General features: G+C 37.1%; 14 protein-coding genes. 8 read left to right on the top strand and 6 right to left on the bottom strand.

Features of this window, described 5'->3' with window-relative positions:
* Positions 1 to 248: 248 nt before the first annotated feature.
* From rpe to ACK1I8_RS09320, 4 genes are all read left to right on the top strand, one after another.
* Complete coding sequence (gene rpe / locus ACK1I8_RS09335) at positions 249 to 920, top strand: ribulose-phosphate 3-epimerase (RefSeq protein ID WP_412469059.1); 672 nt, start codon at positions 249 to 251, stop codon at positions 918 to 920.
* 81 nt (positions 921 to 1,001) lie between these two features.
* The gene (locus ACK1I8_RS09330; RefSeq protein ID WP_412469058.1) at positions 1,002 to 3,422 is read left to right on the top strand and encodes a carboxypeptidase-like regulatory domain-containing protein; all 2,421 of its coding nucleotides are present in this window, start codon (positions 1,002 to 1,004) and stop codon (positions 3,420 to 3,422) included.
* A gap of 230 nt (positions 3,423 to 3,652) precedes the next feature.
* On the top strand, positions 3,653 to 4,726 hold the full coding sequence (gene serC / locus ACK1I8_RS09325) for a 3-phosphoserine/phosphohydroxythreonine transaminase (RefSeq protein WP_412469057.1): 1,074 nt from the start codon (positions 3,653 to 3,655) through the stop codon (positions 4,724 to 4,726).
* Between the two features lie 55 nt (positions 4,727 to 4,781).
* Positions 4,782 to 5,732 carry a D-2-hydroxyacid dehydrogenase gene (locus tag ACK1I8_RS09320; RefSeq protein ID WP_412469056.1) on the top strand — a complete coding sequence of 317 codons (951 nt, stop codon included), beginning with the start codon at positions 4,782 to 4,784 and terminating at the stop codon, positions 5,730 to 5,732.
* Positions 5,733 to 5,828: 96 nt separating this feature from the next.
* Here ACK1I8_RS09320 and ACK1I8_RS09315 read toward each other — a convergent pair whose 3' ends face one another.
* The 3 genes from ACK1I8_RS09315 to ACK1I8_RS09305 all read right to left on the bottom strand — a co-directional run bounded on the left by ACK1I8_RS09315 (position 5,829) and on the right by ACK1I8_RS09305 (position 7,484).
* Positions 5,829 to 5,975 (bottom strand): hypothetical protein, encoded by a 147-nt coding sequence (locus tag ACK1I8_RS09315; RefSeq protein ID WP_412469055.1) that lies wholly within the window; start codon positions 5,973 to 5,975, stop codon positions 5,829 to 5,831.
* Complete coding sequence (locus ACK1I8_RS09310) at positions 5,956 to 6,483, bottom strand: hypothetical protein (protein WP_412469054.1); 528 nt, start codon at positions 6,481 to 6,483, stop codon at positions 5,956 to 5,958. The genes ACK1I8_RS09315 and ACK1I8_RS09310 overlap by 20 nt, the downstream gene beginning before the upstream one ends.
* 221 nt (positions 6,484 to 6,704) lie before the next feature.
* Positions 6,705 to 7,484 (bottom strand): S-adenosyl-l-methionine hydroxide adenosyltransferase family protein, encoded by a 780-nt coding sequence (locus tag ACK1I8_RS09305; RefSeq protein ID WP_412469364.1) that lies wholly within the window; start codon positions 7,482 to 7,484, stop codon positions 6,705 to 6,707.
* A 103-nt stretch (positions 7,485 to 7,587) separates the two neighbouring features.
* Between ACK1I8_RS09305 and ACK1I8_RS09300 the strand changes: the two genes are divergently transcribed.
* The 4 genes from ACK1I8_RS09300 (at position 7,588) to ACK1I8_RS09285 (ending at position 10,984) form a co-directional block, all read left to right on the top strand.
* Complete coding sequence (locus ACK1I8_RS09300) at positions 7,588 to 8,547, top strand: PhoH family protein (RefSeq protein WP_412469053.1); 960 nt, start codon at positions 7,588 to 7,590, stop codon at positions 8,545 to 8,547.
* 95 nt (positions 8,548 to 8,642) lie between these two features.
* On the top strand, positions 8,643 to 9,587 hold the full coding sequence (locus tag ACK1I8_RS09295) for a phosphoribosylaminoimidazolesuccinocarboxamide synthase (RefSeq protein ID WP_412469052.1): 945 nt from the start codon (positions 8,643 to 8,645) through the stop codon (positions 9,585 to 9,587).
* Between the two features lie 44 nt (positions 9,588 to 9,631).
* Positions 9,632 to 10,009, top strand: coding sequence for an STAS domain-containing protein (locus ACK1I8_RS09290; RefSeq protein WP_412469051.1), 378 nt, complete (start codon positions 9,632 to 9,634; stop codon positions 10,007 to 10,009).
* A 69-nt stretch (positions 10,010 to 10,078) separates the two neighbouring features.
* Entirely contained in the window at positions 10,079 to 10,984 is a 906-nt protein-coding gene (locus ACK1I8_RS09285) for a ribonuclease Z (protein WP_412469363.1), read from the top strand.
* Between the two features lie 449 nt (positions 10,985 to 11,433).
* On the opposite strand, the gene ACK1I8_RS09280 is transcribed toward ACK1I8_RS09285, so the two are convergent.
* The 3 genes from ACK1I8_RS09280 to ACK1I8_RS09270 form a co-directional block, all read right to left on the bottom strand.
* Positions 11,434 to 12,387: an MlaD family protein gene (locus ACK1I8_RS09280; RefSeq protein WP_412469050.1), complete on the bottom strand. Its 954-nt coding sequence runs from the start codon at positions 12,385 to 12,387 to the stop codon at positions 11,434 to 11,436.
* A 167-nt stretch (positions 12,388 to 12,554) separates the two neighbouring features.
* On the bottom strand, positions 12,555 to 13,331 hold the full coding sequence (locus tag ACK1I8_RS09275; RefSeq protein ID WP_412469049.1) for an N-acetylmuramoyl-L-alanine amidase family protein: 777 nt from the start codon (positions 13,329 to 13,331) through the stop codon (positions 12,555 to 12,557).
* A 12-nt stretch (positions 13,332 to 13,343) separates the two neighbouring features.
* Entirely contained in the window at positions 13,344 to 14,207 is an 864-nt protein-coding gene (locus ACK1I8_RS09270; protein ID WP_412469362.1) for an N-acetylmuramoyl-L-alanine amidase family protein, read from the bottom strand.
* Between the last annotated feature and the right edge of the window lie 72 nt (positions 14,208 to 14,279).

Here is a 14,279-nt window from a genome sequence, read left to right as displayed (position 1 = left end):
ACCCTTTCAGTTTACTGGAGGGGTTTTTTTATGATATAAAAGTAACTTCGCCTTTCTAATTAAAAACTTTCACACATCTTTTGTAACTTGCATCGTAGCGTCATGCTGAATTTATTTCAGCGTCTTTCTTGCTATCAGGAGCCTGAAACGAATCCGATAGCTATCGGATCAGGGTGACGGCCGTTGATAAATTTTGCTTTAAAAGCCAATAGCAGAATTTAAAATTTAAATGACTAATAAATAATTAAATGAAATACATCATAGCCCCATCCATACTTTCAGCCGATTTTGGCAATTTGCAGCGCGACATTGAAATGATTAATCAAAGTGACGCCGACTGGTTCCATGTTGACGTGATGGACGGTGTTTTCGTTCCGAATATCTCTTTTGGTTTCCCGGTAATGGCGGCTGTGAAAAAGCATGCTATTAAACCATTGGATGTACATTTAATGATTGTGGAACCCGATAAATATATTGATGATTTTGCCAAGGCAGGTGCAAGCAGAATTACGGTGCATTATGAAGCCTGTACCCATTTGCATAGAACCATACAGCTAATTAAAGCTTCTGGTTGTAAAGCAGGCGTAGCTTTAAACCCGCATACACCTGTTAACTTGCTTCAGGATGTGATCGAAGATCTTGATCTGGTGCTGATCATGTCCGTTAATCCGGGATTTGGCGGACAAGCCTTCATTCACAATACCTACAAGAAAATAAAGGATTTAAAAGTCTTAATCCAAGGCGTAAATGAAAATTTGACGATAGAGGTTGATGGTGGCGTGGATTTACAGAATATTACTGCATTAGTTTCAGCTGGTGCAAATGCGTTTGTTGCCGGAAATGCGATTTTTGCCACAGATAATCCGACAGAAACTATTTCCAAAATGAAAAGCCTAACCGCTAGCGTGATAAGTATTTAATTGCTAACTGTTATATTGCTAAATCGTTTTCAGTATAAGGCACGCAGTCTTACTACCTGATATATTTGTCTTGATACTAAAATGCTCAAATTTCAGCTCATCCTGGTTCTTTTAATTGCTGGTCCCGGCTTTGCTGTAGCCCAGCCTTTAGTTAGGGTTTCCGGAATAGTTTATAGTGACGAAAAGTTGCCCTTGGCTCAGGTTACCGTAAGTGTTTTAGGACAAGCGCAATCTACGGTTACTGATGAATTTGGTGTATATACTATCTATTCCAAATCGAAAACTTTTAGTATCAAATATTCGCTTTTGGGCTACCAACCTCAAACAGTTGAGTTTAGTGAACGGATTGGTGCGCGGATTACAAAGCAGATAAGCTTAATTGCCAACATTAATGAATTGGAACAGGTTAATATTGCCAACAAACAGAATCAGTTAAGTAATACCACTACTCTTAATATCGGTAATTTTTCTGTGATGCCATTGGTTTCAGGCAATTTTGAAACCATGCTTAAAACCCTGCCGGGTGTATCTACGAATAACGAATTAAGTGCTCAATACAGTGTTCGTGGAGGTAATTTTGATGAAAATCTGATTTACATTAATGATGTAGAAATTAACAGACCGGTATTGATCCGTAACGGACAGCAGGAGGGGTTGAGCTTTATCAATTCGGACCTGGTAAGTAAGGCAAAATTCTCTGCAGGTGGCTTTGAAGCTAAATATGGAGACAAACTTTCATCGGTTTTAGATATCAGGTATGAAAAACCGGATAGCAACCAAACCATCTTGAGTACAAGTTTCTTAAATACCTCATTAAGCACTAAGCGGATATTCAAGCATAGCTTTTTACTTGCAGGTTTGCGGTACAAGAATAATACAAGTGTTTTGATTAAGCAGGATGAAAAAGGAAGCTATAATCCTGATTATGCTGATGCGCAGGTACTTTATCAATATGATTTTTCACCCAAATTTAACATCAGCTTTTTAGGAAATTTCAATGTTGGCCAGTTTAAGTTACTGCCTACCAATCGCGAAACCCAGTTTGGTACCTTAAGTACTAAATTGAAATTGGATGTTGATTATACAGGGCAGGAAATAGACGATTATCAAACTTTTGGCAGTGCTGTTACTGCTGCTTATTCGCCTAAGCCCAATTTGGTGATTAAATTTATAAACAGCTATTTTAGTACCATTGAACGCGAGCGTTTCGATATTAACGGGAGCTATATTTTTGCAGAAGTAGATAATAACTTTTACGGAGAAAATTTTGGACAGGTTAGCAAAAGCAGAGGTATCGGTATTTATTATAATTATGGTCGTAACAGTTTAAATACCAGGGTTTTTACTTCAGAAATAAAGGTCGATCAGAACTTTAACAGTCATGTTTTTTCATGGGGACTGAAAACCGATCAGTCCAGGTATATTGATCAGCTGAATGAATACAGTTATACCGATTCTGCGGGATATATTTTGCCCAATAATTCGAAAAATATTACTTTACAGAACTTAATTAATGTTAAGAACAACCTTGATATTAAAAATTATAGCGCTTATATTCAGGATAGTTATTCACTTTCCAGTTTGACCGAGTTACAGCTGGGGGCGCGGGCTACCTACAGCTCGTTGAGCAAACAATTGCTGATTAGTCCGAGGATGTTAATTGCTTACCGGCCAAGCTCCAATAATAAAATACTGCGGTTTACTGCAGGTATTTATAATCAGCCACCCTCGTACCGGACCATCAGAGATTTCTCAGGCATATTAAATATAGGTCAGAAGGCACAACGCTCTTACAACACTTCTATAGGTTATGATTATGCTTTCGACGGTTTTGGAACCCGTTTAAAATTTACTTCTGAGGTTTATTTTAAATATTCAGACCGGTTAATTCCATACAAAATAGATAACCTTCGAATTAAATACCTGGCTAACGAAGTATCGAATGGTTACGCTTACGGTGCCGACTTTAGTATAGGTGGTGAGTTTGTTAAAGATCTGGTATCTTATTTCAGGATGTCGGTGATGCATGCCAACGAAGATATTTTGGGCGATAGTTATGTTCAGAATGGAACGATCATTTATCCGGGTTATTTAAAAAGGCCAACAGATCAGCGCCTAAATTTCTCAATATTTTTTCAGGATAAGCTCTTGAATAGCCCCACTTACAAAGTTCACCTTAATGCACTTTATGGCTCACGTTTGCCAATCGGCCCGTCACAAACACCAAGGTATTTGGATAAGTTTTATATCCCTTCCTACAAGCGGGTAGATATCGGCTTTTCGAAAGATTTTTTAGATGATGCAGCCATACATAAACCAAAATTCCTGGATAGAAATTTTAATTCCGTAATTCTTTTTTTTGAGATTTTTAATATGCTCAACATCAACAATACGGTTTCTTATCTATGGTTAAAAGATGTAAATAATGTTCAATATGCGATTCCAAATTATTTAACCGGTAGGCAGTTTAACCTTAAGTTGATTGTCAGGTTAAAAAATTAGCTAATGGGAAAACTGAACGTTTAATTCCACAACCTATAATCTACTTTTTTGCTTTTTAAAACCATTTGAATATCGGATATCTGGATTGACGGGTTTAATTGTAAAAACTGCAATAAACCCTTCGATTTTTAGCTTTTTTTTAACAAAATTTAATTTTTTAGGTGACGATTTTATAGGCATAACTGCTATAAAAATTTTACATTTACGCCCATAAAACATTATATAATAAGATGAAGCATAATTTTGGCGCAGGCCCTTGTATTTTACCTCAAGAAGTGTTTAAACAAGCCGCTCAGGCTGTTTTAGATTTTAACGATGGATTATCGATTTTAGAGATTTCGCACAGGACAACCGAATTTGAGGCAGTTGTTGCAGAAGCTGGTAAGTTGGTAAAAGAATTATTAAATGTGCCATCGGGTTATTCCGTTTTATTTTTACAAGGGGGTGCAAGTTTACAGTTTGCCATGGTGCCAATGAACTTATTGGGCGATGGACAAACAGCAAGTTATTTAGATACCGGTGTTTGGGCAAGCAAAGCATTGAAAGAAGCTAAATTTATCGGCAATGTAAATGTAGTTGCATCATCTAAAGATGCAAATTACACTTTTATTCCGAAGGATTTTGAAATCCCTGCCGATAGCGCTTATTTCCATTATACCTCAAATAATACCATTTATGGAACTGAGCTTTTCGAAGTACCTGAAACAAACATTCCGGTTGTTTGCGATATGTCTTCTGATATCATGAGCCGTGTGATCGATGTATCTAAATTCGATCTGATTTATGCAGGTGCTCAAAAAAATGTGGGTCCGGCAGGTTTAACCATTGCTATCGTTAAAAATGAGGTGCTAGGTAAAATCGATCGTAAAATTCCTTCGATGTTGAATTATCAATCACATATTGATAATGACTCCATGTACAATACGCCTCCGGTTTTTTCAATTTATGTGGCTTTGTTGAACTTACGTTGGTTAAAATCCAAAGGTGGAGTTGCTGAAATTGAAAAAGAAAATAAGCAAAAAGCGGAAGCACTTTACAGAGAGATCGATCGTAATACTTTATTTAAAGGAACTTGTGCTGTTGAAGACCGTTCCAGAATGAATATCTGTTTTGTAATGGAAAATCCGGAATTGGAAAAACCATTCCTGAAATATGCAGAAGAGCAAGGTATTGTAGGCATTAAAGGCCACAGAAGTGTTGGTGGTTTCCGTGCATCCATGTACAATGCTTTACCAATCACAAGTGTACATGCGCTAATTGATGCGATGCAGGCATTCGAAGAAAAACAGGCAAAAGCAAACTAATTTAAAATTATCACCACAGAAGATTAATCGTTTAATCTGTGCCATCATATATACAATGATTAAAATATTAGCAAACGACGGAATTGATCCGATCGGAAAAGAGTTATTAGAAAAAGCAGGTTTCCAGGTAGATACTGAAACTATTGCGCAAGATCAATTAGCGGAAGCTTTAAAAAACTATGATGCCATTACCGTGCGTAGTGCAACAAAAGTTAGAAAAGAACTGATTGATGCTGTACCAAACATCAAATTAATTGGTAGAGGTGGAGTTGGTATGGATAATATTGATGTAGAATATGCACGCAGTAAAGGCATTGCAGTAGTAAATACGCCAGCTGCTTCTTCTTTATCAGTAGCTGAATTGGTATTCTCTCACTTATTTACCGGTATCAGATTTTTACAGGATGCCAATCGTAAAATGCCTGTTGAAGGTGCTACCCAGTTTAATAACCTTAAAAAAGCTTATGCCAAAGGAACCGAGCTAAGTGGTAAAACTATCGGAATTATCGGTTTTGGACGTATCGGCCGTGCGACAGCAAAAGTAGCTTTAGGCTTAGGGATGAATGTTCTGGCTTATGATTTGTATCCTTCAGAATCAGAAATTACCTTGGAATTTCAAGGCGGAAAATCGGTAAGTATACCGATTAAAACTGTTTCTTTAGAAGAAGTAATTTCTGGCAGCGATTTCCTGAGCTTGCATACACCATTTGCTGACAAGCCTATTTTAGGTGCTGAAGAATTTGCCAAAATGAAAAAGGGTGTTGGTATTGTAAACTGTTCTCGCGGTGGAACAATTGATGAGCCGGCTTTAATTGAAGCACTAAATACTGGTCAGGTTTCTTTCGCTGGTTTAGATGTTTTTGATAACGAGCCTACTCCCTTGGCTGAAATATTAACCCATCCAAAAATTTCTTTAACACCGCACATTGGTGCCTCTACAAATGAAGCTCAGGAACGTATCGGTACGGAACTGGCTACATTGATCATTGAGCATTTTAAGAAATAAACCTTATGGTCGTCAACCTGAACTTGGTTCAGGGTCTCTCAGAAAGGATGCTGAAATGACGAGCTTATAAAAAGACCAATCCCGGATTGGTCTTTTTTAATCTAATGCATTCGTGAGCACCCAATAACGATAACCCAAAATTGCCTTTTGCCATGTGCTTAACTTATTGGGGTCTTTCTTATATAAACTGGGCAAAATGGCATTGTTAATTTTAACAAGCGTTTTAAACAGTGCTTTTTTCATACCTTTTATATCGTTGTAGTTTTTTATTAAAGAAATAAAAGCCGCCGGCCATCCCCAGAATCAAAAATGCAATAATATAGGTTGATAAGCTACTTTTATTCTTTTTCTCCAAATCCTCTTTTAGCTGCGCATTCTGATCCTGTAATTTTTTAATGGTAGCCATATAAGCTTCAATGCGTTCCTGGGAATGATCTGCAATGGCTATTTTCTGCTGATTTTGAAGATCTTTATAATTCATTAAAATCTTCAATTCTTTAAAAATGTTATTATCTGTCAATACCACCTGACGGAGAATTTCATTTGAATTTTTAATATCTTTTTTGGTTTGCCAGCCAAAAATACCCGATCGCTGTGTTAAACTTTCATCATATTGACCAAATTTTGTACTTCGCTCCTGAAGTAAAGTATTTACTTTAACCCGTTGCGCGGCATAAGCTGCAGAATCCTGTTGTGCAAAAGCATTAAAACTAAACAAGATCACTGAAAGCAGATAAACATATTTCTTCATGTGCTATAAACGCGAAAAGGATAGCAGTTGTTTTATTTTATCCCGTCACGCTGATCCGATAGCTATCCAATTATTTCAGCGTCTTTTTCAGATAGATGCTGTCCACAGGAAGTAGCGATTAGGCTTTTGAAAAGGTGAAAACTGCCGATAAAATAAATTCAGCATAACAATCATTTTATCATTTGCCAGATCTGGCTTTGGTCTGCTCTTCCTTAACCTGGTTAAGAATGAAACTCCACCCTCACAATATCACCGAGATGTAATCCCAACAAGCCGCTTGCCTTACCTTTATTGATGGCAATTTCCAGATGGTTACTAATTCCGAACAGGCAGAGTTTTTCACCTTCCTGCACCTCATTGTAATGCCAGCTTAACTGCGTAATCGTTTCACTTTTTCTGAAGTACAAGGTAAAGTCCCTGTTTTTCTGTATTTTGGTAAACAGATCTTTGGTAATATTCGTAATTACATTGCAGAAAGTGTCAATATACACCACACTGCCGCGAATCATATCTGGTTCGATAACAGGATGTAGAAGCATTTTTTGCTCAATTTCAGCTACAGGCAAACCAATGTCTTTCAGTTTGCCGCCTTTTGCCAGATGCGTTGCTGCCTTAACGAAAATATCAACCAAGGGGAAGTGTAGATATTTCAGGTCCTGCATGATATTCAATTCTACCACATCGTCAGGAGCGTCGTCAAAGAGGAGGGAGAAGATACCATTATCAGCACCTACAAAGAAGTGATCACGGTGTTTTACCGCAATGTATTTGGTGTTTTCGCTGTATACCGAATCTATACCGATGAGGTGCACGGTATTTTTCGGAAAGTAAGGATAAGCATTTTTTAAAACGAAGGCGGCGTACGAAATGTTGAATGAAGGTACCTCATGGGTAATATCAACTAAATTAACATTAGCCATAAGACTCAACAAACTACCTTTAAGGGCACTCTGGTAAAAATCTTTTGAACCTAAATCTGTTGTTAAAGTAATTATCCCCATTAAAAATTCATTATTATTGCTTATTCTTGTGTACAGGCCTAAGCGTCTGCAAATATTCAAATTTTAATTAATATACCCCGATAACTTTTTAAAATACTACAGTTTGAACGAATTAAAATTAACCCTGGATAGCGTAAATCCTGCTCACTTTTGGGGGGCGAACAATGAGAACTACGAAATGATTAAAGGTGCTTTCGCGAAGTTAAAACTGGTGGCGAGAGGTAGTGATGTGAAGGTTCTTGGTGATGAACAGGAACTTAAGGCTTTTGAAGAGAAATTTAACCAACTGATTGCACACCTGGAAAAATATAGCTCGCTAAGCAATAATGACGTGGAAAACATACTGGGCGCTAAGGCTTCAGGTGTTGTAAAAAAAGATGCAGAACAATCGGCAGGTGGGGGCGGTGAAGTAATTGTTTTTGGTACGAACGGCCTGCTGGTTAAGGCCAGGACGGCAAATCAACGCAAAATGGTTAATAGTATTGCTAAAAATGATATTCTATTCGCTATTGGTCCGGCCGGTACCGGAAAAACCTATACTGCGGTAGCCTTAGCGGTTAGAGCATTGAAAAATAAAGAAATTAAGCGTATTATTTTAACCAGACCTGCGGTTGAAGCAGGAGAGAACCTTGGTTTTTTACCGGGCGATTTAAAGGAAAAAATCGATCCTTATTTACGCCCGCTTTATGATGCGCTGGATGATATGATTCCGGCAGAGAAATTGAAATTTTACATCGAAAACCGTACGATAGAAATTGCGCCTTTGGCATTTATGCGCGGGCGTACGCTAGATAATTGTTTTGTGATACTGGATGAGGCGCAAAACGCAACCGATATGCAATTGAAAATGTTTTTAACCCGTATGGGGCCAACCGCTAAATTCATTGTTACCGGTGATGTTACCCAGGTGGATTTACCTAAAAAACAGATGTCGGGTTTGTTTAATGGCCTAAGGATTTTAGAAGATATTAAAGGAATAGACATCATTTATTTAAGTGGAGAAGATGTTGTAAGACATAAACTGGTAAAAGATATTCTGAAAGCCTACGGCGATATTCAATAGTTAGTCCAAAGTCGGGGGTGTGTAGTCGCGAGTCAAAATTGACTGGGGACGATAGACTAAAGACTTTCCGACTTTTTTCCTATTTTTACGGCCTCATGAAAGCACTTAAAGAAACCCATTTTAATTTTCCCAATCAGAGCAACTTTTACAAGGGTAAAGTTCGCGACGTGTACACCATAGCCGATCAGTTTATGGTAATGGTAGTATCAGATCGTATTTCCGCATTTGATGTGGTATTACCAGAGGCTATTCCTTTTAAAGGACAGGTTTTGAATCAGATTGCAGCTAAGTTTTTGGCGGCTACACAGGATATTGTGCCAAATTGGGTTTTATCGGTGCCAGATCCAATGGTAACTATTGGTCGGATTTGTGAACCATTTAAGGTTGAAATGGTAATTAGGGGGTATCTGGCCGGTCATGCGTGGCGCGAATACAGTGCAGGTAAACGTTCCGTATGTGGCGTTTCCTTGCCTGATGGACTAAAAGAAAATGATAAACTGCCCCAGCCTATTATTACGCCTACCACTAAAGCAGCTGTTGGCCATGATGAAGATATTTCGAAAGAAGATATATTGGCAAAAGGAATTGTTTCTTTGGCGGATTATGAGCTATTACAACAATATACATATGCCCTTTACCAACGTGGAACTGAGATTGCAGCTAAAAGCGGATTGATTTTAGTAGATACGAAGTATGAATTTGGCAAGGCTGACGGTGTAATCTATCTGATTGATGAAATCCATACGCCTGATTCATCCCGTTATTTTTATGCTGAAGGATATCAGGAGCGTCAGGATAATCATGAACCGCAAAAGCAGCTGTCAAAAGAATTTGTGCGTAAATGGTTAATTGAAAATGGTTTTCAAGGCAAAGATGGCCAGTTAGTGCCTGAAATGACCCCTGAAATTGTAAATTCTATTTCAGAGCGTTATATCGAACTGTATGAAAAAATTGTAGGCGAAACCTTTATAAAAGCTGATGCTGATGCCATTTCCAGCCGTATTGAATCTAACGTTTTAAAGGCTTTAGAAACACTTTAAATCGAAAGAAATTTATACATTAGCAAAATAAAGATAAGAGAGAGATGAAATTTTCAGTAGACAAACATGATAAATATGTAACCTTAAAGTTAGAAGAACATAAGTTTACAAATGATAATGCACCAGGCCTGAAAGCAGAATTCTACTTGCTTAATGCAGAGGGGTTTAAAAATATAGTTGTTGATTTAAGTTCTGTTAATGAATGTAATGATGCACAGGATTTAAGCTGCTTACTGGTTGGCGACAGGTTGTGCAAATCAGCAGGCGGATTATTTATTGTAACCGGAATCAATGATGAGCTGGCGTCGATTATCGAATTATCAAACATATTTCAATCTGTAATGTTTGTTAATACAATAGATGAAGCTACTGATTTTATTTTTATGGAGGAGCTGGAGAAAGAGTTTAGAGGCGCTAAATAACAAAATATTAAATACATTCTGGCCTCGTAGTTTCTAAAAAATCTACGGGGCTTTTTATATCTTATCATGATGAAATTTGAAGTTACAATTTTAGGAAGCAGTTCTGCAACACCTGTATTTAACAGGAATCCTTCTGCACAGCTTTTAAATTGTAATGAAAAATATTACCTGATCGATTGTGGCGAAGGTACACAACAACAACTGGCTAAATATAATCTTAAAGCAGCCCGTATCGATTACATTTTCATCAGTCACTTACATGGCGATCATTACTTTGGTTTAATCGGATTGTTATCGAGTTTGCATTTAAATGGACGTATAAAACCAATACAGATTTTTGGACCGAAACCATTGTTAGAGATTTTAGAAATTCAGTTCAAATACTCCGATACGGTGTTGCGGTATCCGATTGAATTTTTCCCAATTGAAGCCGATCAATCCACCCAGATATTCGAGAATAGCGATCTGACCGTTAAAACAATCATTTTAAACCACCGCATCCCAACTACTGGCTTTATATTTCGACAAAAGAAACGTCAGCGTAAGCTGATAAAGGAGAAGAGTGAGGAGGTACCGATGGCTTATTATTCAGCCTTAAAAAAAGGTATTGATGTAGAACTGCCAAATGGCGATATTTTACGCAGCAAAGATTATACTACAGAAGCAGATGCACCGCGTTGTTATGCCTATTGTTCAGATACACTTTTTGATGAAAGTTATTTTGCCACCATAAAAGACTGCGATACCTTATACCACGAAGCTACCTTTATGCACGATTTATTGGAACGAGCTAAAGAAACACATCATACCACGGCTTTGCAGGCCGGAGAGGTAGCTAAAATTACCGGAGCCAGGAAATTAATCATCGGACATTTTTCTTCGCGCTATAAAACTTTGCAAATGCTTTTCGAAGAAGCCCAATCGGTTTTTGAAAATACCGAGCTGGCAGTTGAAGGCAGAACTTTTCAGTTGTAAGATTAGCCTTCCTAAGATCCTTCACTGCGTTCAGGAAGACGGCTTAACAGTCCATTTCCATATCTCTTCTTTGTTTATTCTTGTGCACGCTGTGTTAAAAAAAAATAAAAAATATTTGCAAATAGATTGATACAATTTTTCGGTTTAACCACCGAGAGAATAGGGAAAATACACAGCATACACAAAGATGAGCAGGTGGTTATATTCATTTTGTGTCGTCTATTTAATTGCCATTTAGCGATCTCTGCTGCCTTTCCTTCCGCTTTGCGGTTAAAAAGTATTCTACTAACAGCTTTAGTTTCCTCTTTGTTTATTCTTGGTGGCCTCTGTGGTAAAAGAGTAAATATTCATTTTCTTTACGTTTTTGCTTCTGGTATAAAACAGCATATCAATTCACAAAAAAAGCCTTGCAATTTATACTGCAAGGCTTTCTGAATGATAAAATTAAATTACTTGTCTTTTTTATTGCCACCACCAAATACAGAGAAGTGAACATAACGCTTAGGGTTAGCTTTTAAATCAATCATTAGTTCATCAAGATTTTTTGAAGCATTATTTAAATTCTGATACATTTTATCATCGTTTAATAATAATCCTAAACTGCCTTTTCCACTTTTAATTCCGGAAATTACACTTTGTAAATCAGCAATCGCATTGTTTGCATTATCCAAAGTCTGTTTAAAGTTGGCTGCAGCAAACTTATCGGTAACAGTATTAATATTGGTCAATATGTCGCTGATTTTTTGATTATTGTTATTTAAGTTAGCCGTAATACCTTCTACATTTTTAAAGATGGCTTCAATGCGAGCGCTTTCAGAACCAACTAAACCATCCACTTTTTTGGAGGTTGTTTCTAACGAGGCTAGTGTACCCGCTATACTGTTAAAGCTTTTGTCAACATTTTTCTGAAAGTTGGGATTCAGGATAGAATTTACACTGCTTAGAATAGAATCCATTTTTCCGATAATTAATTCGGCTTTCTTTTGAACCGGCTGCACTTGTTCCAATAAACCCTTTTCAACATTGGCATTTAAGGTGTATCCATCTTCGGCCATTTTTTTTGAATTCCCTAACGACATGACAATGGCCTTGCTACCTAACAGATCTGTGCCTTCTAACCGGGCAATACTATTTTCCGGGATGTCATATTTACTGTTTATACTCAAGGTCGCAATAATACTACCATCTCCCTGCAAATCCAGTTTGGCCACACGGCCTATCTGGTAGCCATTAATAAGGACTGGTTTTGATACTGTTAAACCATCAACTCTTGTATATTTCGCATATAATGTGGTTTCACTTGAAAAAATTGAATTTCCTTTTAAAAAATTATATCCAATTATTAATAAAGCAATGGCAAATGCAGCTAAAATACCTACTTTGGTTTCGTTCTTAATCTTCATGAGTGTTTTATTTAATGGTTACAAGTGTTGAAGTATTTTTCTCCACTTGTAAGAGCGTAAATATTTTTATGGTGCTAAACCTTATAAATACACCAAGGCAGCACTATTTGTTTGGTATCTGTTTTATATTTTTCCAAAGTTAAAATAACTATCATTTATAATGCCAGTTATTTCACCTCAATATTTTTTTTATACGTTTTTATAGCTTCCAAAATAGAACTGGCAATCTCATTCTGTCCATTTTGTGAGTTAATATATTTTTCTTCTTCGGTATTTGAGATAAATCCTACCTCTGTTAAAACAGCTGGCATACCACAGCGTTGCAATACCAAAACCCCCTGTTCTTTAACACCACGGCTCAGTCGTTCGTCCCGTTTGATATAACTGTTCTGTATTAATTTGGCAAATTTAATGCTTTTGTCCCGAAAGGTATTTTTCAACAGCGATAAAAGAATAAAACTGCTTGGGTTACCCGGATCATAGCCATCATACTTACTTTTATAGTTTTTCTCCAATTTAATATCGGCATTTTCCCTAATGGCTGCATCTTGTTCCTTTAACCGATGAGATCCTGCAACCAAGGTTTCCACTCCTTTAATATGCTTGTTACCTGGCGGCATAGAATTACAATGGATGGATATAAAAAGATCTGCATTAGCGTCATTGGCTATTTCCGCACGTTTGTATAAATCAACATCTATATCTGTTTTACGCGTAAAAATTACTTTAATTTCCGGCATTTCCTCATTCAGTAAAACACCTAATTTTAGTGCAACTTTTAATGCAATATCTTTTTCTTTCGAAAAACTGCCTGATGCTCCAGGTTTTCTACCGCCATGGCCCGGATCAATAACAATTGTTTTGATTTTGTATCCCTGAGCAGGCACTTTTTCAACAGCCAGTAACGAAAATAAGATGATGGTAATCAGAAGTTTAATCTTCATGCATGCAGGATGTTAAAATGACGTTTCGGCTATACGTTTATAATTTTTGATTGCTCTGACAATTCCACTTACAATTTCATTCTGTCCTTCAGGAGAGTTCATGTAGTCTTCTTCTTCAGGATTACTGACGAAACCTATTTCTGTTAATACCGCAGGCATTGCTGCACGGGCCAGTACTGCTAGGCTCTTCTCTTGTACTCCTCTGTTAATACGGCCGGCATTCACATATTCTTGCTGAAGCAATGAAGCAAACTTTAAACTCCTCTCTCTATTGGTTTGTTTCATTAAGGATAACATAATGTCACTTTCAGGAGTGTTGGCAATAAATCCTTCGTAATTTTTCTGGTAATTTTCTTCCAGAAACATGGATGCATTTTCCCTTTTGATCACTTCATCCTGCTCTCCCAACCGGCCTGTTCCAGACACAAAAGTTTCTGTTCCCCTGGTTGAGGTACTTTTAGAAGTAATAGTTCGGTAAACAGGTACTTTTCTGCCCCTTACTTTTTTATAATAATCTACCACTCTCGATACCCTGACCGGCATATCATTTAAGTGGATGGAAATAAATAAATCGGCTTTTGCGTTGTTTGCAATATTGATCCGCTCGTACAAAGGAATAAAAACATCCGTTTCACGGGTATAGATAACTTTGATATCTTTCAAGCTATCCTGAAGTGCACGGCCAAGGTTTAATGCGGTTTTAAGTGCCACATCTTTTTCCTTCGAATATACACCATGGGTTGCACCGTCTTTACCACCATGACCAGCATCAATCACAATTGTTTTGATTTTGTATCCCTGTGCAAATACCTGATTATCAATCAAATTTGATAGCGCTAAATAAATAATAATGGTTAAAATGGATTTAAGATACATCAATGGTATATTTTTCACTAATTTTGAACGTTTTTGATTAAACATTTGTGCAAAAATAACATTCAAATACGA

The sequence above is a fragment of the Pedobacter sp. KLB.chiD genome (assembly GCF_047040275.1).
Lineage (GTDB): Bacteria > Bacteroidota > Bacteroidia > Sphingobacteriales > Sphingobacteriaceae > Pedobacter.
This window is presented reverse-complemented; position numbering and strand designations above follow the sequence as displayed.

Bases quoted from the DNA above. Each gene is read 5' to 3' on its own strand.
- ACK1I8_RS09330 (WP_412469058.1), top strand. From the start codon at position 1,002: ATGCTCAAATTTCAGCTCATCCTGGTTCTTTTAATTGCTGGTCCCGGC.
- ACK1I8_RS09320 (WP_412469056.1), top strand. From the start codon at position 4,782: ATGATTAAAATATTAGCAAACGACGGAATTGATCCGATCGGAAAAGAG.
- ACK1I8_RS09285 (WP_412469363.1), top strand. From the start codon at position 10,079: ATGAAATTTGAAGTTACAATTTTAGGAAGCAGTTCTGCAACACCTGTA.
- ACK1I8_RS09305 (WP_412469364.1), bottom strand. From the start codon at position 7,484: ATGGGGATAATTACTTTAACAACAGATTTAGGTTCAAAAGATTTTTAC.
- ACK1I8_RS09275 (WP_412469049.1), bottom strand. From the start codon at position 13,331: ATGAAGATTAAACTTCTGATTACCATCATCTTATTTTCGTTACTGGCT.
- ACK1I8_RS09270 (WP_412469362.1), bottom strand. From the start codon at position 14,207: ATGTATCTTAAATCCATTTTAACCATTATTATTTATTTAGCGCTATCA.
- ACK1I8_RS09295 (WP_412469052.1), top strand. From the start codon at position 8,643: ATGAAAGCACTTAAAGAAACCCATTTTAATTTTCCCAATCAGAGCAAC.
- rpe (WP_412469059.1), top strand. From the start codon at position 249: ATGAAATACATCATAGCCCCATCCATACTTTCAGCCGATTTTGGCAAT.
- ACK1I8_RS09315 (WP_412469055.1), bottom strand. From the start codon at position 5,975: ATGAAAAAAGCACTGTTTAAAACGCTTGTTAAAATTAACAATGCCATT.
- ACK1I8_RS09290 (WP_412469051.1), top strand. From the start codon at position 9,632: ATGAAATTTTCAGTAGACAAACATGATAAATATGTAACCTTAAAGTTA.
- serC (WP_412469057.1), top strand. From the start codon at position 3,653: ATGAAGCATAATTTTGGCGCAGGCCCTTGTATTTTACCTCAAGAAGTG.
- ACK1I8_RS09310 (WP_412469054.1), bottom strand. From the start codon at position 6,483: ATGAAGAAATATGTTTATCTGCTTTCAGTGATCTTGTTTAGTTTTAAT.
- ACK1I8_RS09280 (WP_412469050.1), bottom strand. From the start codon at position 12,387: ATGAAGATTAAGAACGAAACCAAAGTAGGTATTTTAGCTGCATTTGCC.